The sequence below is a fragment of the Pedobacter sp. Leaf250 genome, from assembly GCF_920984735.1.
Taxonomy (GTDB): domain Bacteria; phylum Bacteroidota; class Bacteroidia; order Sphingobacteriales; family Sphingobacteriaceae; genus Pedobacter.
In genome coordinates this window covers 35,834-55,351 of sequence record NZ_CAKLBU010000001.1, presented here as the reverse complement: position 1 = coordinate 55,351, position 19,518 = coordinate 35,834, and the positions used below count along the sequence as shown (strand labels likewise).

Sequence of the window (19,518 nt, the reverse complement as noted above, 5' to 3'; positions counted from 1 at the left end):
CCTCAGGAATGATGTAAATCAATAGTGGAAATAATCTCTTGCTTCTTCCCAATTCACAATTCCCCATTCCCTATTTCTCATCATCCATCTTCCCTCTCACATCTTCCATCCTTACCCCGATATCGCGTTTATAATATCATACTGCGTAATAATTTCAATTTTTCCTGATTCATCTTCAACCAAAACAGCAGAGTTCTCTTTATTGATTAATGATGAAATTTTATCAATTGAAGTATTTAAATCAACAAATGGAAAAGTAGCCGTCATGATTTCAGAAATAGGCGCAGATTTTAAACCTGGATTTTCCAATAGTGCATTTAGAATATCACTTTCGGCAATTTTACCCACAATCATTCCTTGCTGCGTTACCGGAATTTGAGAAATATTCATCGATTTGATGGTATTAATGGCTTCCAAAACGGATTTTGTCGCATCAAGTGTAACAATTTCTGTTGCTTCCTTTTTAGACAAAATTGATTTTGCAGTTAGTTTTTCATCTTGTAAAAATCCACGTTCACGCAACCAATCTTCATTATACATTTTACCCATGTAACGGCTTCCATGATCGTGGAAGATAACCACAACAACATCTTCTGGTTTTAATTTATCTTTCAACTGAATTAAACCGCCAATTGCAGCACCTGCCGAATTTCCTACAAAGATTCCCTCTTTGCGGGCAATATCGCGGGTCATTAAAGCAGCATCTTTATCGGTAACTTTTTCGAATAAATCAATCACATCGAAGTTTACATTTGCAGGTAAGAAATCTTCTCCAATACCTTCCGTGATGTATGGATAAATTTCATCCTTATCGAAAATTCCTGTTTCTTTATATTTTTTGAAAACCGAACCATAAGTATCGATTCCCCAAACCTGGATATTTGGATTTTTTTCTTTCAAATATTTACCTGTTCCAGAGATTGTTCCGCCAGTACCCACGCCAACCACCAAATGAGTAATCTTTCCTTCAGTTTGTTCCCAAATTTCAGGACCAGTTTGTTCGTAGTGTGCAGCGGTATTTGCTAAATTATCGTATTGATTTGGTTTCCATGAATTAGGAACTTCACGCTCCAGGCGAGAAGAAACTGAATAATAAGAACGTGGATCTTCAGGCTCAACATTTGTAGGACAAACAATAACCTCTGCGCCAAAAGCACGTAAAGCATCAACTTTTTCTTTTGATTGTTTATCAGTTGTGGTGAAAATACATTTATAACCTTTAATAATGGCAGCCATTGCTAAGCCCATTCCAGTATTTCCTGATGTGCCTTCAATAATGGTTCCACCAGGTTTTAATTTGCCACTTTTCTCTGCATCTTCAATCATTTTAACCGCCATACGGTCTTTAATCGAGTTACCCGGATTAGTTGTTTCTATTTTTGCCAAGATTGTTCCTGGGACGCCTTTTGTAATTGTATTTAATTTTACCAATGGCGTATTGCCAATGGTTTCTAAAATATTATTGTACCACATGGTGCAAAATTAAGCAAAGGCATTAAGTATTTTATAATCTATATTTTATTTGAAACATAATTTCGAAAATCAAAATTTAATAGAATTATATTGCATAATCTACAATTATGATAGGCATTATAGATTGATAATTGGGCAAAATGCAATATGGGTTTTACGTATTGTACCAAAAGAGATTATTAATATTGTCTTTATTAAATTATTTCAGCATCTCAACATCAGCATCTCAACAGTTAAGACTCTGAAATAAATTTAGGTTGACGGCCTTCTGAAATCTGCGAATCTGTGGCTAACCTAAGCCAACTTATAAACTTTACCCGGCAAGGAAACGATTATCCCCTGCATTTCTAAGGTAAGGATTACAATAGCCAATTTGCTTTGCTGAATATTTAAGGTGATGCAAAGTTCATCTATAGAAAGCTGACCTTTGTATAAAGCATCAACAACCTTTTGCTCATTAGCAGTTAAATTGAGCTGCAAAGTGGTTTGTGCCTGTTTTTTCTTCTCTTTCACTTTATCGTCCCAACCGAGATAATAAATTAAATCATTTGCAGTATTTATTAACGCTGCTCTATTGGTTTTAATAAGAAAATTACAACCTTCTGAAAACACATCATTGGTTCTACCGGGAAAAGCATAAACATCTTTATTGTATGAGTTTGCAATTTCAGCAGTGATTAATGCGCCACCTTTAATTGATGCCTCCACCACAATTGTAGCATCGGCAATGCCCGCAATAATTCGATTTCGTTGCGGAAAATTTTGTCTGTCGGGATTTGTTAAAGTTGGGAAATCGGTAAGCAAACCTCCATTTAAAACCATTTTTCGAGATACAGGTTTATGAATCTGCGGATATAACCTATCTAACCCATGCCCTAAAACACCAACTGTTGGAATATCGTTGGCGATGCACTCCTTGTGTGTCGTAACATCAATACCATAAGCCAAACCACTTATTATTAAAACATTGTAAGGTGCCAAAACTTCACAAAGTTGTTTGCATAATATTTTACCGTATTCGGTTGCATTACGTGTTCCAACAATGCTAATGATACGCGGATGATTTAAATCTGCTTTACCTTTAAAATAAAGTAAAATAGGAGAATCGAAGCAGTTCTTTAATCTTTTAGGATAGTTTTCATCAGAAAAGAATAGCACTTCTATACCATGTTTTTCAATAAATTTAAGCTCTTCCTCTGCCCTTTTCAAGGCGTCGGTATTTAGTATTGCATCTACAGTTTTTTCTCCAATTCCCGGAATTTGTAGCAGTTGATTTTTTGTAGCCGAAAAAATGGCTTCTGCACTGCCACAATAGGCCAGCAAGTTTTTGGCATTTACCGGACCAATGGATTTTATAAAAGTTAAAGCGATTTTGTGGAGCGTACTCATTTATTTTTAGGCTAAGGTTAATAAATGCGGGATGATTTATTTCCTTAAAAAAACAACCTAAAAATCTATATCGATCAAACTTTTGATTGGGATATGTATATTATTTTTGAGTTGAATGTATTTCTCTGTAACTGCCCAAACTGTAGTATCTACACGTTTTGGACCAATTGTAGTGTTAAAAGTGATGACTGCTTTAGATTTAAACTCATTACCAAGTCTTTGAGCCTCATCGAGTTTACTTTTTAATTCTGCTGTGTGATCTTCTTTAGCATTGATGATATTTAAATAGCCTATATGTTCCTTTTCTACAATTTCTATTGGCATAGCTTCTTTTTAACGATTAATGTTAAACAAGCTTATTAAAATTTTAGAAGAAAAACAACCATAAAGAATCATTTTATGTAATATTAAGATAAAAATAAAAGCCTCGATTCTCATCGAGGCTTGTGTAAAGTATTGTTTATTTAAACTTCAGTTTTCGGGTTTCGACCATTCCTTTAAATTCGTGATCTAGTTTTTCGTTATTACTATCGATCACCTGTCTCGATACACCGGTAGTGCTACTTAGTGCATTATCTTTTAAGTAAGATGTAAAGGCTCCAGTTGCAGAATAATTTAAAGCTTGCGCCAATAACTTTTCAGATGGATCACCAAAGTCTTTCGTTAAATCATCAACCAAATCCTTATCTACTGCCATTCCATCAAAATAATCGCCAAAACCAGCTTGATTTTTAGTTTGGAATTGAGGAATGTATAAGTCCTTTTTATCAATTCGGATAGAGAAAAAGCCAACTGGCTTACCATAAGTTTTTCTGCCGATTAACTTCACATCCATAATTGGTTTTAAATTGTTAATCAGTAACTCACTAGCCGATGCTGTGCCTCCGGCAACCAAAAAGTAAACTCTGGTTAAGCCGTTTAAATTTCCGCGTTTAGCAAAAACTTCCTGATTTCCTGCCGCAGGTGTTGGTTTGTATGAATAATCGAAAAATGAGTATAAACGGGTTACGCCATCATTTCCTTTGGCATAAAACTTTTGGTTTTGTAATATTGTTGCATTACCATCTTGCATGGTTTGGGTCCAATAAGTGGTATACATAATTTTTCCGTTTTGCGATGCAGGCGCAATCAAATTGGTAAAAGCTTCAGAGGTAGCAACAGAACCCCCTCCATTATAACGTAAATCAACAATTAATTCAGTAATTCCATTGGTTGTAAATTTAGTAAAGGCCTCATCCAACAGAGGAACTGAATTTGTAGTGAAGCTATTGAAAACGATGTAACCTACTTTTTTCGCACCAACGGTATAAGTATTGGAGTATAAAATTGGGTTGATATTATAGCTACCTCTGTTAATCACTAAATCTTGTGAGGTACCATCAGGTTTTACAACAGTCATTGAAATGCTTGGGTTACTACCAAAAATACCATCATTTAAATTATCGATATCACTTTGGCTGGTTCTTAACGTAGTTTTACCATTTACACGTGTAATCTGATAACCTCTTTTTAAGCCTGCAACTCCAGCTGGAGAAGTTGCATAAACAGATTTAACCCGTAATAAATTAGTAGCGTCGTAATTAGCAGAGAAACCATAATCGCCACTTACGCCACCCAACTGACCGGCAACTGTTCCGTCATCAATAAAGGAATATTTATCTTTTCCTCCCGTACTTGGCAAAGCTGCCAACGCAGATAACACTTGATTATCACTTGCGTACTTTCTTGGGTTAAAAGTATCGTAATCAGGCATGCCCACATTCCAAAAATAAGTTTGTTTCGCATACAGAAAAATAGAATCTCGTGTTAAAAAATCACGATTGTTTGTTGGCGTTTGCAACGTGTTTTTTTCTGCAACAGGCGTAGATGATGTTGCATCTGGTTCTGTTGTGTTTTTTTTACAAGAAGCTAAAAACCCTGCTGTTCCAATCATAAAGAATAGAACACCTCTTTTCACATTAACTTTTCTTAACATATTTATTTGTAAATTTCTAGTGACACAATATACGGCAAATTAATTAAGTTGGATTGCTGTTTATCATAATTATTTGCACCAACAACTAACGCATCATTTGAAGATAAATTATTGTCGTTTAGTATCTTCTGAAAAATATTTCCCTTACTGATTCCCATCTCTTCCTCAAAATAAACGGTTAGGTATTTTTCCAAACCATTCCATTCTATCTGCTTGATTTTATTCAATTGCTGCTCTGGATTTCCAGCCGTAACAATAAATATTTTTTTTCTTTCTATCACCAACTCCTGCATAAACTCAAGCAGGTTTTTGAACAACAAAAGTTTTAAGGGCAATCGGGCATTTAGATGCAATAAATTGAAATTGTATTCGTATTTCTGATCGATATTAAACGCTGTTGCTGTTTTTTGAAATAGGTTATCCGCTCCGAATTGCTCAAATTCTTCACGCATAAATTCCAAAATAGTCTGAGCGTTTTTTTGCTCGCTGTACTCGATAAATTGTGCAAATAAATAATAAACCTGAAGCAAATAATCTTTTTGAGGATATATTACATCATCGAGCTCGAAAATTACGATTTGCTTTTCTTTTACAATTTGATAGGCATCCATATTAAACAGTAAATAATTTTAAGTCATCATCGGGATTATTGTAACCGAAAACGCCATTCATCACCTCATTTTGCTTAATAAAAATTTCTCCACCATTTGCAAAAATGCATTCACCATGAATAAAAACTGCGAAATTTTGAAAGGTATTTTTATCACCAGAGATATAATTTAAAAGCACATCAGCAGGAGGCGTTAAAACCTGAATTCCATATTCATGAAACAAAACCGCCGATTTTGCCAAGGGATCCACTTCATAATCATGTAACGGGATGATGCAGTCAATACCTTCTGTTATGCAAAAATTAAGTAGAATATGTGCAATGCTGTCTTTATTTAGTTCTCCCAAAGATGTAAAAGCGTAATGTTCAGTAACAATTCCTGGAACTTCACCATAATCGGCTAAAAGAACAAAATGAGTTGGAAAAGCCTTCATCAATTTTAAGGCTTTGGCATTATTTCCGCCTGTGATTAATATTTTCAATGTAAATGTTATATTGTTAAATTGTTTTAATGTTAAATTGTTGCACTAGTTGCTAGTCCTATACAATTAATCCATCTTTCATAGTCACCACACGGTCGCTTGTTTTTGCCAAATGTTCATTGTGCGTTACAATTACGAAGGTTTGCTGAAAGTTATCTCTTAAAGTAACAAAGAGTTGGTGTAATGCCGATGCATTTTCCGAATCAAGATTACCTGAAGGTTCATCAGCTAAAATAATGGAAGGATTATTAATTAATGCTCTAGCTATGGCCACCCGCTGTTGTTCACCTCCAGATAACTGGTTGGGTTTGTGATGTGCCCTATCTTTCAATCCAAATAAATCGAGCAATTCTAAAGCCCTGATTTCCGCCTGCTTTTTGTTGGTTTTGGCAATGAAAGCTGGTATACAAACATTCTCCAATGCGCTAAATTCTGGCAACAAATGGTGAAACTGAAATACAAAACCAATATTCTGATTGCGAAAAGCACTTAACAACTCTCCGCTTAATTTATTAATAATAGTTCCTTTAAGCTCAACAGTCCCATCATCTGGTTTATCCAATGTTCCGAGAATATGCAGCAAAGTACTTTTACCTGCTCCAGATGGACCAATAATACTCACAATCTCTCCTTTTTGCACTTCAAAATTAACGCCTTTTAATATTTGTAGGTTTCCGTAAGATTTTCTTATTCCTGTGGCTTTTAGCATGGCGTAAAAATAGTTAAAAGTTTTAAGTAGGAAGTTCTAATTTTTGAGTTATAAGTTACAGGTTGTAAGTTCTATTTCAAGTTATAGGTTATAGGTTGTAAGTTATAAGTCATGATGCTAATAATAAAAATTGATAAAAAATCTGTCCAATCAACCAAAAATTAATCTGCTTAATCTTTTGACCAGTACAATCATGCGGATGATATCTTTTAAATCATTTTATAAAAAAGTTTGCAAATATCATTTTCTTATTTAACTTTGAAAAACAAAGCACTTTCAAAATGAGTAATTCAGAAGATCAACTAAATGCATTAAAAGACATCAGGCAGATGATGGATAGATCATCAAGATTTATTTCATTAAGTGGTTTATCTGGCGTTTTTGCTGGTGTAATTGCTTTGATGGGTGCTTACTTCGCAAACGATGAAATTGATAAATTCATAAATAAAAGAGGTTACAGTTATGGTGTTGAGGGAGAAATGGATTTAGAATTTAACCTGCTTAAACTGGGTGTATTTGTTTTGGTAATTGCTTTAGCTGGTGGAATCTTGTTCACGTACCGCAAAAGCCAAAAAAACAATTTGCCCATTTGGGATAAAACTTCAAAATCTTTGCTGGTTAACCTGGCCATTCCATTGGTAGTGGGTGGATTATTCATCATTGCTTTATTGATTAATCATGCTCATACTTATGCCATTATTGCGCCTTCCTGCTTAATTTTCTATGGATTAGCATTGATCAATGCCAGCAAATACACTTTCAGCGATATACGATATTTAGGCTTTCTGGAGATCATTTTAGGTTTGGTTTGCATGTTTTATATAGGTTATGGTTTGATATTTTGGGCATTTGGTTTTGGTGTACTTCACATTATTTATGGATTGGTAATGTATTTTAAATACGAGAAAGGCCAATAAAATGAAAAACCCAATAGCAGATCTTAATAAAATATTCGACAGCCGGATTCGGCTGGGTGTAATGTCGATGCTTATTGTAAACGATGAAATTAGCTTTAACGATTTAAAACAGATGTTGGAATTAACTGACGGAAATTTGGCCTCACATTTAAACACCTTGGAGCAGGCTGAATTTATTAAGGTACATAAAGGTTTTATTGGTCGAAAAACTAGTACCACCTACACCATTACCAATTTAGGAAAACAAGCTTTCAAAGCGCATTTAGATGCACTAGAAAAAATGATCAATAAACTTTAAAACATTTTTTTTGAACATACACTTTGAAAAACAAAGCACTTTTAAAATATGAAATCACTAGAGCTATTAATTATTAAAATAGGTAAGAAAACCACCTTTTACTCATTCATCATTGGAACAATTCTTTTGATCATTTTCTCCATTAGCAAAGCAGGTATATTGATCATGTTAGGGCAGAAATATTTATTGTTCACCCTAATATTTAATCTTATTGTATTCTCTGCTTTAATAATCTCCTCTTTCGTTTATACCGAAAATAGAAATATCTCTATCCTAACTGCATATAAAATGTTGGTTATTATTCCTATTGCAATACTGTATTTCTTCATTGTACTCACAATCGCTTTTTAAAATGAAAACAAAATCTAATTTTCTCTTATTGGCTACCGCAATCGGCGGAATCCTATTTAGCGTGATCTTTTGGCATGAAAGACTGGCCCTTAACCAATTGATTTATAGTTTATTTGTGCTCACAATTACTTTCTTAAATGGTGAAGTTGCTAAAACAAATCAGTTTAAAATTTATGCACTTGCACACTTATTTGCTGCAGTAATGGTGGTTGTTAACAATTCCGATCTATCGCTTGCTACCTACTACGTGAGTTTTTTATTATTTGTTGGTTTCTCGCATTATCAAAGCATAAGATCTGTGTGGATAGCATTTATGGCTGTAGGCTTGCAAATTATTGCTATACCCGCAACAGCTTTCAGACGCTTATCTGATCTTCAAATCGGAAAATTCAAAGTCAGGCCATTGCTACGACCTCTAAAATATATCATCCTCCCATTAATTATGGTGTTTATTTTTATCGGGATCTACAGTGGCGCCAATGCAATCTTCGAAAAATACGCATCAGAACTTGGAGACAACATTGCAAAAGTACTAACGCAAGTATTTGGATTCATATTTAATGATTTAAGTTTCGAACGCTTCATTCATTTCTGTCTTGGTTTAGCTTTAACCGGTGGATTACTTATCACATTTTACGATCATGTTTTCGAGAAAATCGAATTAAATATGGATGAAGACTTACATCGCAAGAAAAGCACTAATAGGATAAAAACACTGTGGAACGAGATGGCTCAAATATTTATGGGAAGAGTAATCTCTAAAAAAATGGCATTAAAAACGGAATACATTATTGCTTTAATCTCTTTTATTGCTTTAAATTTTCTCTTGCTTGTTTTAAATGGAATTGATATTTGGTGGCTTTGGTTAGGACATGAAAAACAGCTTGCAGAAACAAATTATGCTGCCGAATTACATGATGGTACAAATTCTTTGATATTCAGCATCATTTTGGCCATGGCCATAATTGTTTATTTTTTTAGAGGAAATTTAAACTTTTACTCGAAAAGCAAAACACTTAAAGTATTGGCTTATGCATGGATGATTCAGAATTTTCTACTGATTATTTCTGTTTTCATCAGAGATGCGCACTATATAGAAGTGTATGGTTTAACCTATAAAAGAATCGGGGTATGTGTTTTTGCCATACTTTGTATTGTGGGTTTAATTACCGTTTTTATTAAGGTAGCAAAGCAAAAATCCTTCTTTTATCTCTTGAGAATAAATGGTAATATTTGGTATATCCTGCTTCTTGCTTTTACTACAATCAATTGGGATGTTACTATCGTGAAATACAATTTTGCGCATAGAGAAACCATTGCTTTCGATCCGGATTATCTGCTATCCTTATCCGATAAAACCCTACCAACAATTGATAAATATAAAAAAGAATTGAGTACAAACTTTGGCAGCAAAGTTCCAGCAAACGCAATTCTTTACAGTTCAGATGAAGGGCAACTTCAGAAGAGATTAAATAATAGAATCACCTCTTTTAAAGAGCGATACAATGAGGTGAGCTGGCTTTCATGGAATTTGCAGGATTGGAATATGGCAAAATATTTTGGTATCAAAAAATGAAAAAGCACCACAAAATTATTGCTATGATTATCGCCATAGCTTCTTTAGCATGGTTTGTTATAGCCCACCTTGTAGAAAATATTTTTGAGATACAGATTAACGAACCACATACAAAATAAATCTTATGAAAACTCATTCATCACAGTACTGGACAAACTATTTCACAAAAAATGCAACGGTTAATCGCATCGATTGGTCTTTACAACCTATGCTCACAAAATCCGAAAAAAGCAATATTGTTAAATCATTACAGGCTTGGCAGTTAGGAGAAACTTCAGAAGGCAAACATTTATTACATGCAGCAAATAAATATGCCAATAAGATAAATGATCATGAATACCCGAATAGCGTAAAATTATTTATCAGAGAAGAACAAAAGCATGGAAATAACTTAGGGAAATATCTCGATTTAATTGATGAACCGAGAATTAATAAAGATTGGGGCGATACCATGTTTAGAAAAATTAGATATTACAACACCAATATGGAATTATGGACTATCGCTGTAATTACTGTTGAAAGTGCTGCACAAATTTTTTATCAGGCATTAAAAGACGCTACCAACTGTAGCTTACTAAAACAAATATGTACCGATATTTTAATTGATGAGGCAGCCCACATCACATTTCAGAAGGAAAGGTTATATATCATTTTTAATAGTAAAAATAATCTTTCAAAATTCATCGCCTACAATGCTTACTCCTGCTTTTTTATCTGTACCAGTTTAGTTGTTTGGTTTGCACATCAAAAATTATTTAGGGCGGGTAAACTTAATTTTTTTCAATACTTCAGAAAAATGAAATTCAAGCTTGGCAAAGTTGCCGGAAAAGCGATTTTGTACAATTTGAGCGACAATAAATCTTTTAATTTCGAATCTTCCGAAATCATCCAAACATCATAATCTAATCTATTTATTCTTTAATACCCATTCGAAATAATCGTTAAAATTCATAAGTTAATTACAACAAAAAACATCATGAAAAATCAAGAAACAATGAACCCTTTTAAATTAAGAATAACTATTATTTTAACCGTAATCGCCTTAATTTTATGCATTCCATTAATTGCAATGCAATTTACTAACGAGGTAAATTGGACACTATCAGACTTTGTTGCGGCTGGAATATTACTTTTAAGTACAGGAGTAGCAATAGAATTGGTGATCAGAAACATGAAAACCGGCACAAGCCGAACCATTGCTTTGGTAGTAATCTTAATTGTATTGTTTTTAATCTGGGCAGAAATGGCAGTAGGCATTTTTGGATCGCCAATCGCGGGAAGTTAATGCGATTTTACATCGCAACACCCAAACCACATTATTAATCCCACAAAAAGTTAACGCCATGAAACAAAAAATTTATATTAGCTTATTTGCACTTACTGTATTTTTATTATCATGTTCAAGTACAGATAAAAGTATATCTACAGAGGAAAAGGCAAGTACCGAAAGCAGTTTTGAAACCCATATAAAATATAGTTCCTCAATAATTATTAATAGTAACGATATAATTATTTATCCACTTAACCTAAATACTGAAAAGTTTGAGAGTTATTCCCGTGGTGGAAAAACAAACTACTGGAATTTAGTTTTCCATAATGTGGTATCTGGAAAGAGCGAACTACTCACCAATAAAAAACTAATTATCAGTAAATTTAATATTGGCTCTTCAGATCAAAACTCAAATCAATCTTCCATATTATCAAATAGTTACATTTATTATGAGGTTATTAATTCTGATTTCGATGGCGATAAAAAGTTGACTTCCAAAGATCCACACAAGCTGTTTATCTCTAGTTTGGAAGGGAAATCTTTTACCCAAATTTCCCCAGAAAATTATGCAGTGTATACCTGGAAAATTGACACTAAGCATGACTTAATTTTTATGGATTTAATAAAAGATACCAATGGTGATAAGGTTTTTGATGATAAAGATGAAGTTGATTATTTTGTATACAACTTAAAAACCAGAGCACCTGCCAAGCCCGTATTCGATACTGCTTTTAAGAAAGAAGTAAAAGCACTTGCAAAGAAGGTATTATAATTTGTTCAGCAGCCAGGAGCCAGATACTTAGTATATAAACCTGATAAACGCGGAAATACTTTTGATTTTTTTTAGGAGTTGATAACTTTCCGTAGAAATTTGCAATTAAGGTTGTCAACTCCAAAAATCAAAAGATTGCAGCATTAGCAGGGATGTATTTCCCGATTAACACAAAACGTTCATTTTCTAGAAAAAAACGGAAATATCTATTTGTTTAAAGGGTTTGAAATTGTAGCTTTGGGCAAATTTTGTAGCAAATGAATATTCACGAATACCAGGGTAAACAAATATTAAAAAGTTTCGGTGTTAACGTTCAAGAAGGAATTGTTGCCGACACTCCAGAGCAAGCTGTTGAGGCTGCTAAGCAACTGAAAACTGATTATAACTCTGATTGGGTTGTAATTAAAGCACAAATCCACGCAGGTGGTCGCGGTAAAGGTGGTGGCGTAAAATTAGCCAAAAACCTTGATGAAGTAAAGCAACGCGCTACCGATATTCTTGGTATGCAATTGGTTACACCTCAAACCGGACCAGAAGGTAAATTAGTGAGTAAGATTTTAGTTGCTCAGGATGTTTATTATCCAGGTGCTTCTGAAACTAAAGAATATTATATTTCTGTATTGTTAGATCGTGCAAAAGGTCGCAATATTATTATGTACAGTACTGAAGGCGGTATGGATATCGAAGAAGTTGCTGAGCATACACCACACTTAATCTTCAAAGAAGAAATTGATCCGAAAGTAGGTTTACAAGGTTTCCAGGCTCGTAAAGTAGCGTTTAACTTAGGTTTAAGCGGTGCTGCACACAAAGAAATGGTAAAATTTGTAACTGCTTTGTATAAAGCTTACGATACTACTGATTCATCAATGTTCGAAATTAACCCAGTATTAAAAACTTCTGATGACAAAGTTATCGCTGTTGATGCTAAGGTTGATATCGATGAAAACGCATTATATCGTCATGCTGATTATGCAGCAATGCGTGATACTGCTGAAGAAGATCCAATGGAAGTTGAAGCAAGTGCAAGTAACTTAAACTTTGTTAACCTTGATGGTAACGTAGGTTGTATGGTTAACGGTGCTGGTTTGGCAATGGCAACTATGGATATTATTAAATTGGCTGGTGGTGAGCCTGCCAACTTCTTAGACGTAGGTGGAACTGCAAATGCACAAACAGTTAAAGCTGCTTTCAACATTATTTTGAAAGACCCTAACGTAAAAGCTATTTTAATTAACATTTTTGGTGGTATTGTTCGTTGCGACCGTGTTGCGCAAGGTGTTATCGATGCTTACCAGGAGATCGGAAATATCCCTGTGCCAATTATCTGCCGTTTACAAGGTACAAACGCAGAAGAGGCTAAGAAATTAATCGATGAATCTGGACTTAAAGTTTACTCGGCAATTGCTTTAAAAGAAGCAGCTGATTTAGTAACTAAAGTATTGGCTGAACAAGCATAATAAGCAGAAAGCTTAAAGCGAGGTCTTAAGATATAGAAACCTTTCAGTGTAAACTGGAAGGTTTTTTTGTTTCAAAATTTACAACGTCTTAGCTTGAATGACTTTAAATTTCTTAGGTGGTAAAAATATTTTGAAAATCAGGTTTTTGTGTACTTCGGTACCGAAAGTCCCGCTATCACTTCAATCTTTTAATGGCAAAGTTACTAACGCTAACTAGCTAATTGCCTATAAGCGTTAGTAACTTTAAAAGCCATTTAAAGTATTTTCCTTCTATCAGGTTTATTTTAGTTAAGTAAATTGTTCTTCGGTTACATTTCTGGGCGAAACTCCAAAATATCGCCAGGCTGACAATCTAGAACACTACAAATAGATTCTAAGGTCTCTAAACGAACAGCCTTAGCCTTACCAGTTTTAAGTATTGATAAGTTAGACATAGTAATGCTTACCCTTTCGCTCAACTCTGTAAGCGACATTTTACGACGGGCAAGCATAACATCTAAATTTATAATTATTGGCATGGAATAGTTTTGGCGTAAATTTAAATTGTTAAATCGTTTTCTTCTTTTAGCTTTCTTGAATAAGAAAGCAAATCATAAATGATTGCTAGTACCGCAATTAAAGAAAGTATGGTAAAGTTGAGGGCTAAGGTTGTATCCTGAAAGTATTTAAACTCATGCCCTACCAATTTACTAACATAGTTGTTAATCAAAAATTTAGACAAAAATTTTAAGGCGAAAAATAAAATTCCACCTAATGCAACAGCCTGCCAAAGTCTAGTTTCAGTTATGTTTTCAAGCATCCCTAAGTTTTTGTAACTTAAAGTTAAAATTGCTCCGCCTAACATTAAGTAAAACAATGTAGCCGCCCCCATACCACTGAGTCCACTTTCGGATAATATAATTGCTTGTGCCATTGTAGGCTTAAATTCATACACGCCAACATTACTATTTGTAAACTTGCCCACACCTACAACTTTCGTTTTTTGCTTTGCATTAACTTCCATTAACTTTACAGCAATAGAGCCATCTCTATAATTACCGTAAGCGGTAAAAAGGCCACTAATGATTGTTGTTAACGCAATAATAATTAGGCTTATACCTGCTTGCTTAGAGATTTTAAAAGTTTTATCTGTCATCACAAAAAATTGTCTTTTTTACATATTGGGAAATACCTTCGGTTTTAATAGCAAAAGCGTTGATTTAAAAATTACTATTGAATAGAAAATATCACTTGCGTCATATTTGTTTAATTTTTACAACACAAACATAAAAATATATTTATCATAAATCAAAATATATTTATTGATTTACAATAAATAATAACCGAATAACAATTAAATTAAGATCATATTAATAAATACCGTCAAAAACTTTATTGGAATGATTTTTGTTGTAAGTAAAACTGTAAAAAACATGTGCAAACGGCAACATTTTCAGCATTTTATCCTTTCGGATTGCTATACAATTTCGTAACTTTGCACACTTCAACAATTAAAGAGCACACAAAACGTATAAATGAGACAACTCAAGATAACGCAATCCATTACCAACCGTGAAAGTCAGTCGTTAGATAAGTACCTACACGAAATTGGTAAAGTAGATTTAATAACAGCAGAGGAAGAGGTAATTTTAGCAAGAAAGATTCGTGAAGGCGATCAAGCTGCATTAGAGCGATTAACTAAAACCAATTTACGTTTCGTAGTATCTGTTGCAAAACAATATCAAAATCAAGGTTTAACTTTAGGAGATTTAATTAATGAAGGTAACTTAGGTTTGATCAAAGCTGCAAAGCGTTTTGATGAGACAAAAGGTTTCAAATTCATTTCTTATGCCGTTTGGTGGATTCGTCAGTCTATTTTGCAAGCTATTGCAGAGCAAAGCCGTATTGTACGTTTACCTTTGAATCAGGTTGGTTCATTAAGTAAAATCAGTAAAGCCTTCTCTAAATTAGAGCAGGAATATGAGCGTGAGCCGTCTCCTGAAGAATTGGCAGATATTTTAGAAACGACTGTTGATAAGATCTCTGATACCTTAAGTAACTCTGGCCGCCACGTATCAATGGATGCCCCATTCGTTCAAGGAGAAGAAAATACATTATTGGATGTATTGGAAAACCATGAGCCAAATACAGATAGTTCATTAATCAACGAATCATTATCTGAAGAGATTAAACGTTCTCTATCTACTTTAACAGAAAGAGAAAGAGAAATTATCGTATTATTCTTTGGTCTAGGTTCTAATCACCCACTTTCTTTAGAGGAGATCGGCGAGAAATTTAACCTTACACGTGAACGTGTGAGACAGATTAAAGACAAAGCATTACAACGCTTACGTCATACATCAAGAAGTAAAATCTTAAAGTCATATTTAGGTTAAGACTTTATACTTTTTATATAACATTTATAATTAGGGGCCGACAAATTTGTCGGCCTTTTTTATGCATTAAATTTCAGGTAAAGGAGCAACTACCTAACCTCCCACTAACTTGTGCGTCATTGCAAAGCCGGTTTTTCTTCGGCTGTGGCAATCTCATTTTGTAATGTAACTAAGTATGAGATTGCTTCGTCGTCCTCCTCGCAAAGACGGTTGAAACTAAAAATATATACATTTACGCGGCTATTTCCATGCAGGTTGGCATCTTAAAGCGATTACCCTCATTTTCATCCCTGCCCTTAAACTAATAGCACATAAAAAAAGACCGGCAAACCGATCTTCAAACATCACATTACTCCTCGTAAGATAAATGCAATAAAATCCTGAAAAAGTTCGGAAGGACGAACATTTATGCATTTGATTTAACTAATAATTAACCGACGATTAAAACAATAAGTGCTTTACCGTTAATCCATTATTAATTAATTGTTTTAACGAATCGATACCAATTCTTAAATGCGTTTCTACATATTTCTCGGTTACACTGCTATCACTTTCTGCAGTTTTAACCCCTTCAGGAATCATGGGCTGATCTGAAACAAGCAATAATGCACCAGCAGGGATTTTATTTGCAAACGCTGTGGTGAAAATGGTTGCAGTTTCCATATCAACCGCCATAGCACGCAGTGTTTTAAGGTATTTTTTAAATTCTTTATCATGCTCCCAAACCCTACGGTTTGTGGTATAACATGTTCCAGTCCAGTAATCTCTGCCATGATCACGAATGGTAGTCGAAATTGCTTTCTGCAATGCGAAGGCCGGTAATGCTGGGACTTCTGCAGGTAAGTAATCGTTTGATGTTCCTTCTCCCCTAATGGCCGCAATTGGAAGAATTAAATCGCCCAATTGATTTTTCTTTTTTAAACCACCACATTTCCCTAAAAATAAAACAGCCTTAGGTCTAATCGCAGTTAATAAATCCATCATGGTTGCAGCAAGCGGACTTCCCATACCAAAGTTAATAAGCGTAATTCCATTGGCGGTAACACTTTGCATTGGCTTATCTAAGCCCATAATCGGTGCGTTATCATTCCATTCAGAAAACATGGATAAATATTTACTGAAATTGGTTAAAAGAATGTAGTCTCCAAATTGATCCAATGGTCTGCCCGTGTATCTTGGCAACCAATTTTTAACGATTTCGTCTTTCGATTTTAATCCAGATTTAACAGGACTTTCAACTTCTTTTACTTTTTTGGCCTTTTCAACAATGGCCTCGTCTTTTTTTACGTCTTTTTCTTCGTTCATTATAATAGCTTTGAGCATAGCGCCAGGCGCATAGCGTTAATAAATATTGTATTAAAAAAAATCCCTCCCGATTTGCGGGAAGGATTTGATTTTTTTATGCAGCTTGTAACTTTTTAAAGTCGGCCTTTTCAAATTTTTCTATCGCATAATCAAGATTGATGTGCAACTCCTTGACATCCGTCTGCGTTGGTGTATCAAACATCGCATCCAACATAATCGCTTCGCAAATCGACCTTAAACCACGGGCACCCAATTTGTACTCCATTGCTTTATCAACAATAAAATCCAAAACATCATCTTCAAAAACCAAGTTAACATCCTCGTAAGCAAAAAGCTTTACATATTGCTTGATTAACGAATTTTTTGGTGCAGTTAAAATGTTGCGCAATGATTCTTTATCCAACGGATTTAAGTGAGAAAGAACTGGAATACGTCCAATTAATTCTGGAATCAAACCAAATGACTTTAAATCTTGCGGTGTGATGTACTTGTAAAGATTTTTAAGGTCTAATATTGCCTCATCTTTCTTCACTTTGTAACCAACGGCCTGTGTGCGTAAACGGTTGGCAATTTTGCGTTCGATACCATCGAATGCTCCACCACAAATAAATAAAATATTATTCGTGTTAACTGGTATCATTTTCTGATCTGGATGTTTACGCCCGCCCTGAGGTGGGACATTTACAACCGTACCTTCCAAAATTTTTAACAATGCCTGCTGAACGCCTTCACCTGATACATCACGAGTGATTGAGGGGTTATCGCTTTTACGGGCCACTTTATCCACTTCATCAATATACACGATACCACGTTCTGCAGCGGCAACATCATAGTCAGCAGCTTGAAGTAAACGGGTTAAAATGCTTTCAACATCCTCACCAACGTAACCAGCTTCTGTCAAAACTGTTGCATCGCAGATACAAAAAGGTACATGCAAAATTTTAGCAATGGTTTTAGCCAAAAGCGTTTTACCAGTTCCGGTTTCTCCCACCAACATAATATTCGATTTTTCAATCTCTATCTCGTCTTTATCAACCTTTTGATTCAAACGTTTGTAATGGTTGTAAACTGCTACCGATAATACTTTCTTTGCATCATCCTGACCAATTACATACTGATCCAAGTGTTGTTTAATTTCTAAAGGTTTAAGTAAAGAAATTGCCGCTTGAATATTTTTTGTGTTCTTGGTTCCTAATTCTTGCGCAAGCAATTGATTGGCTTGGGTTACACATTTATCGCAGATAAATGCATCCATGCCCTCAATTAACATTAAAGTTTCATGCTTGCCAGAATGGCAGAATGAGCAACGGGATTCTTTATTTTGTTTCGCCATCTTTCTTTGCGTTTCTCGATAAAACTTCATCAACCATACCAAATCCTTTTGCCTCATCGGCAGTCATCCAGTAATCGCGATCTGAAGCTTTCTCCACCCAATCGTAAGTTTGGCCAGAGTGCTCTGAAATTATATCGTATAATTCTTTTTTCAATTTCAACATTTCTCTCAAGTTGATTTCCATATCAGAAGCCACGCCTTGTGCACCTCCTGATGGTTGGTGAATCATTACTCTTGAGTGTGGTAAAGCGGCACGTTTACCTTTTGCACCAGCAACCAATAAAACCGCACCCATTGATGCTGCTATACCTGTACAAATGGTAGCTACATCTGGCTGGATGTATTGCATAGTATCGTAAATACCTAAACCGGCATACACCGAACCACCTGGAGAGTTAATATAAATCTGAATATCTCTATCCGCATCTGTTGATTGTAAGAACAACAACTGTGCTTGAATAATATTGGCATTTCCGTCATAAATCGCATCGCCTAAAAAGATGATACGATCCATCATTAATCTTGAAAAAACATCCATTTGAGCAACATTCAACTGGCGTTCTTCAATAATATAAGGCGTCATGCTTTGTGGATTCAGATTAGCCTGTGCTATAAATTTATCTACGTGTAACCCACCAATTCCTTGATGTTTAACGGCAAATTTTCTAAATTCTTGTGGATCTATGTTCATTTTAAGGGTTTTTAGCAGAGGGCATAGCGCTTGAAGTTCCTGTCCCCATAGTTCGTGAATAATAAAAAACCAAAATATAAATAATATTTCAATTATAGTTGGATAGTCAAAGAGTATACCACATCATAATCACTGACAATATAGCACTCAAGATTTCAAACTCTTCGAAAAATTTGATATCATTCTTGCTAAAATATCTAAATCTTCTAACAAATCTGACAAATCTTTGTCAGATACCAACGATCTTAAATTCAATACTAATAGAATATTGGCATTTTCGAAAATAGATCGATGAGCATAATTTAGAAATCTCTTAAAATCTGGATTGGAATTAGAACCAGAGCCTTCAGCAATATTATTAGATATGCTAAGAGCAGCCCCTCGAAGCTGCTCTGCGAATCTAATTTTTTTTATTTCTTCTAATTGCTCAGATATGTCAATTAATTTATCACCAATAACAATGGCTCTTTGCCATATTAAAAGGTCTTGAAATCTAAACTTTGCCATCAAACAAAATAAGATTTTAAATTGATTC

At 34.5% G+C, this 19,518-nt stretch carries 23 protein-coding genes; 10 read left to right on the top strand and 13 right to left on the bottom strand.

Going from position 1 to position 19,518, the window contains the following annotated elements; genetic code table 11:
- Positions 1–111 precede the first annotated feature (111 nt).
- From LUA91_RS00225 to LUA91_RS00195, 7 genes are all read right to left on the bottom strand, one after another.
- Positions 112–1,473: a pyridoxal-phosphate dependent enzyme gene (locus LUA91_RS00225; protein ID WP_231423944.1), complete on the bottom strand. Its 1,362-nt coding sequence runs from the start codon at positions 1,471–1,473 to the stop codon at positions 112–114.
- Positions 1,474–1,767: 294 nt separating this feature from the next.
- Entirely contained in the window at positions 1,768–2,862 is a 1,095-nt protein-coding gene (gene dprA / locus LUA91_RS00220; protein ID WP_231423943.1) for a DNA-processing protein DprA, read from the bottom strand.
- 57 nt (positions 2,863–2,919) lie between these two features.
- Positions 2,920–3,186 (bottom strand): hypothetical protein, encoded by a 267-nt coding sequence (locus LUA91_RS00215; protein ID WP_231423942.1) that lies wholly within the window; start codon positions 3,184–3,186, stop codon positions 2,920–2,922.
- A 136-nt stretch (positions 3,187–3,322) separates the two neighbouring features.
- Positions 3,323–4,837: a S41 family peptidase gene (locus LUA91_RS00210; protein ID WP_231423941.1), complete on the bottom strand. Its 1,515-nt coding sequence runs from the start codon at positions 4,835–4,837 to the stop codon at positions 3,323–3,325.
- A 2-nt stretch (positions 4,838–4,839) separates the two neighbouring features.
- Positions 4,840–5,448 carry an HAD hydrolase-like protein gene (locus LUA91_RS00205; RefSeq protein ID WP_231423940.1) on the bottom strand — a complete coding sequence of 203 codons (609 nt, stop codon included), beginning with the start codon at positions 5,446–5,448 and terminating at the stop codon, positions 4,840–4,842.
- 1 nt (position 5,449) lies between these two features.
- On the bottom strand, positions 5,450–5,929 hold the full coding sequence (locus tag LUA91_RS00200) for a hypothetical protein (RefSeq protein ID WP_231423939.1): 480 nt from the start codon (positions 5,927–5,929) through the stop codon (positions 5,450–5,452).
- Between the two features lie 58 nt (positions 5,930–5,987).
- Positions 5,988–6,638, bottom strand: a complete 651-nt coding sequence (locus LUA91_RS00195) for an ABC transporter ATP-binding protein (protein WP_231423938.1) — start codon at positions 6,636–6,638, stop codon at positions 5,988–5,990.
- 281 nt (positions 6,639–6,919) lie between these two features.
- Between LUA91_RS00195 and LUA91_RS00190 the strand changes: the two genes are divergently transcribed.
- The 9 genes from LUA91_RS00190 (at position 6,920) to sucC (ending at position 13,279) form a co-directional block, all read left to right on the top strand.
- Complete coding sequence (locus LUA91_RS00190; protein ID WP_231423937.1) at positions 6,920–7,555, top strand: hypothetical protein; 636 nt, start codon at positions 6,920–6,922, stop codon at positions 7,553–7,555.
- 1 nt (position 7,556) lies between these two features.
- Positions 7,557–7,853, top strand: coding sequence for a transcriptional regulator (locus tag LUA91_RS00185; RefSeq protein WP_231423936.1), 297 nt, complete (start codon positions 7,557–7,559; stop codon positions 7,851–7,853).
- A 48-nt stretch (positions 7,854–7,901) separates the two neighbouring features.
- Positions 7,902–8,204, top strand: coding sequence for a hypothetical protein (locus LUA91_RS00180; RefSeq protein WP_231423935.1), 303 nt, complete (start codon positions 7,902–7,904; stop codon positions 8,202–8,204).
- Between the two features lies 1 nt (position 8,205).
- Positions 8,206–9,780, top strand: coding sequence for a DUF4173 domain-containing protein (locus tag LUA91_RS00175; protein WP_231423934.1), 1,575 nt, complete (start codon positions 8,206–8,208; stop codon positions 9,778–9,780).
- Positions 9,777–9,899, top strand: coding sequence for a hypothetical protein (locus tag LUA91_RS20640; RefSeq protein WP_255717730.1), 123 nt, complete (start codon positions 9,777–9,779; stop codon positions 9,897–9,899). Before LUA91_RS00175 ends, LUA91_RS20640 begins: the two co-directional genes overlap by 4 nt.
- Positions 9,900–9,904: 5 nt before the next feature.
- On the top strand, positions 9,905–10,681 hold the full coding sequence (locus tag LUA91_RS00170; RefSeq protein ID WP_231423933.1) for a ferritin-like domain-containing protein: 777 nt from the start codon (positions 9,905–9,907) through the stop codon (positions 10,679–10,681).
- 75 nt (positions 10,682–10,756) lie between these two features.
- On the top strand, positions 10,757–11,065 hold the full coding sequence (locus LUA91_RS00165) for a hypothetical protein (protein ID WP_231423932.1): 309 nt from the start codon (positions 10,757–10,759) through the stop codon (positions 11,063–11,065).
- Positions 11,066–11,123: 58 nt separating this feature from the next.
- Complete coding sequence (locus LUA91_RS00160) at positions 11,124–11,822, top strand: hypothetical protein (protein ID WP_231423931.1); 699 nt, start codon at positions 11,124–11,126, stop codon at positions 11,820–11,822.
- Between the two features lie 257 nt (positions 11,823–12,079).
- Entirely contained in the window at positions 12,080–13,279 is a 1,200-nt protein-coding gene (gene sucC, locus LUA91_RS00155; RefSeq protein ID WP_231423930.1) for an ADP-forming succinate--CoA ligase subunit beta, read from the top strand.
- Between the two features lie 308 nt (positions 13,280–13,587).
- Here sucC and LUA91_RS00150 read toward each other — a convergent pair whose 3' ends face one another.
- Positions 13,588–13,797, bottom strand: a complete 210-nt coding sequence (locus LUA91_RS00150; RefSeq protein ID WP_231423929.1) for a helix-turn-helix transcriptional regulator — start codon at positions 13,795–13,797, stop codon at positions 13,588–13,590.
- Between the two features lie 20 nt (positions 13,798–13,817).
- On the bottom strand, positions 13,818–14,414 hold the full coding sequence (locus tag LUA91_RS00145) for a hypothetical protein (RefSeq protein WP_231423928.1): 597 nt from the start codon (positions 14,412–14,414) through the stop codon (positions 13,818–13,820).
- Positions 14,415–14,793: 379 nt separating this feature from the next.
- On the opposite strand from LUA91_RS00145, the gene LUA91_RS00140 reads away from it, so the two are divergent.
- On the top strand, positions 14,794–15,654 hold the full coding sequence (locus tag LUA91_RS00140) for an RNA polymerase sigma factor RpoD/SigA (protein ID WP_010601359.1): 861 nt from the start codon (positions 14,794–14,796) through the stop codon (positions 15,652–15,654).
- A gap of 441 nt (positions 15,655–16,095) precedes the next feature.
- Here LUA91_RS00140 and LUA91_RS00135 read toward each other — a convergent pair whose 3' ends face one another.
- The 4 genes from LUA91_RS00135 to LUA91_RS00120 all read right to left on the bottom strand — a co-directional run bounded on the left by LUA91_RS00135 (position 16,096) and on the right by LUA91_RS00120 (position 19,490).
- Positions 16,096–16,959, bottom strand: a complete 864-nt coding sequence (locus LUA91_RS00135; protein ID WP_231423927.1) for an AMP nucleosidase — start codon at positions 16,957–16,959, stop codon at positions 16,096–16,098.
- 94 nt (positions 16,960–17,053) lie between these two features.
- The gene (gene clpX / locus LUA91_RS00130) at positions 17,054–18,322 is read right to left on the bottom strand and encodes an ATP-dependent Clp protease ATP-binding subunit ClpX (RefSeq protein ID WP_370633583.1); all 1,269 of its coding nucleotides are present in this window, start codon (positions 18,320–18,322) and stop codon (positions 17,054–17,056) included.
- Complete coding sequence (gene clpP, locus LUA91_RS00125) at positions 18,276–18,983, bottom strand: ATP-dependent Clp endopeptidase proteolytic subunit ClpP (protein WP_231423925.1); 708 nt, start codon at positions 18,981–18,983, stop codon at positions 18,276–18,278. The genes clpX and clpP overlap by 47 nt, the downstream gene beginning before the upstream one ends.
- A gap of 147 nt (positions 18,984–19,130) precedes the next feature.
- Positions 19,131–19,490, bottom strand: a complete 360-nt coding sequence (locus LUA91_RS00120; RefSeq protein ID WP_231423924.1) for a four helix bundle protein — start codon at positions 19,488–19,490, stop codon at positions 19,131–19,133.
- Positions 19,491–19,518 lie beyond the last annotated feature (28 nt).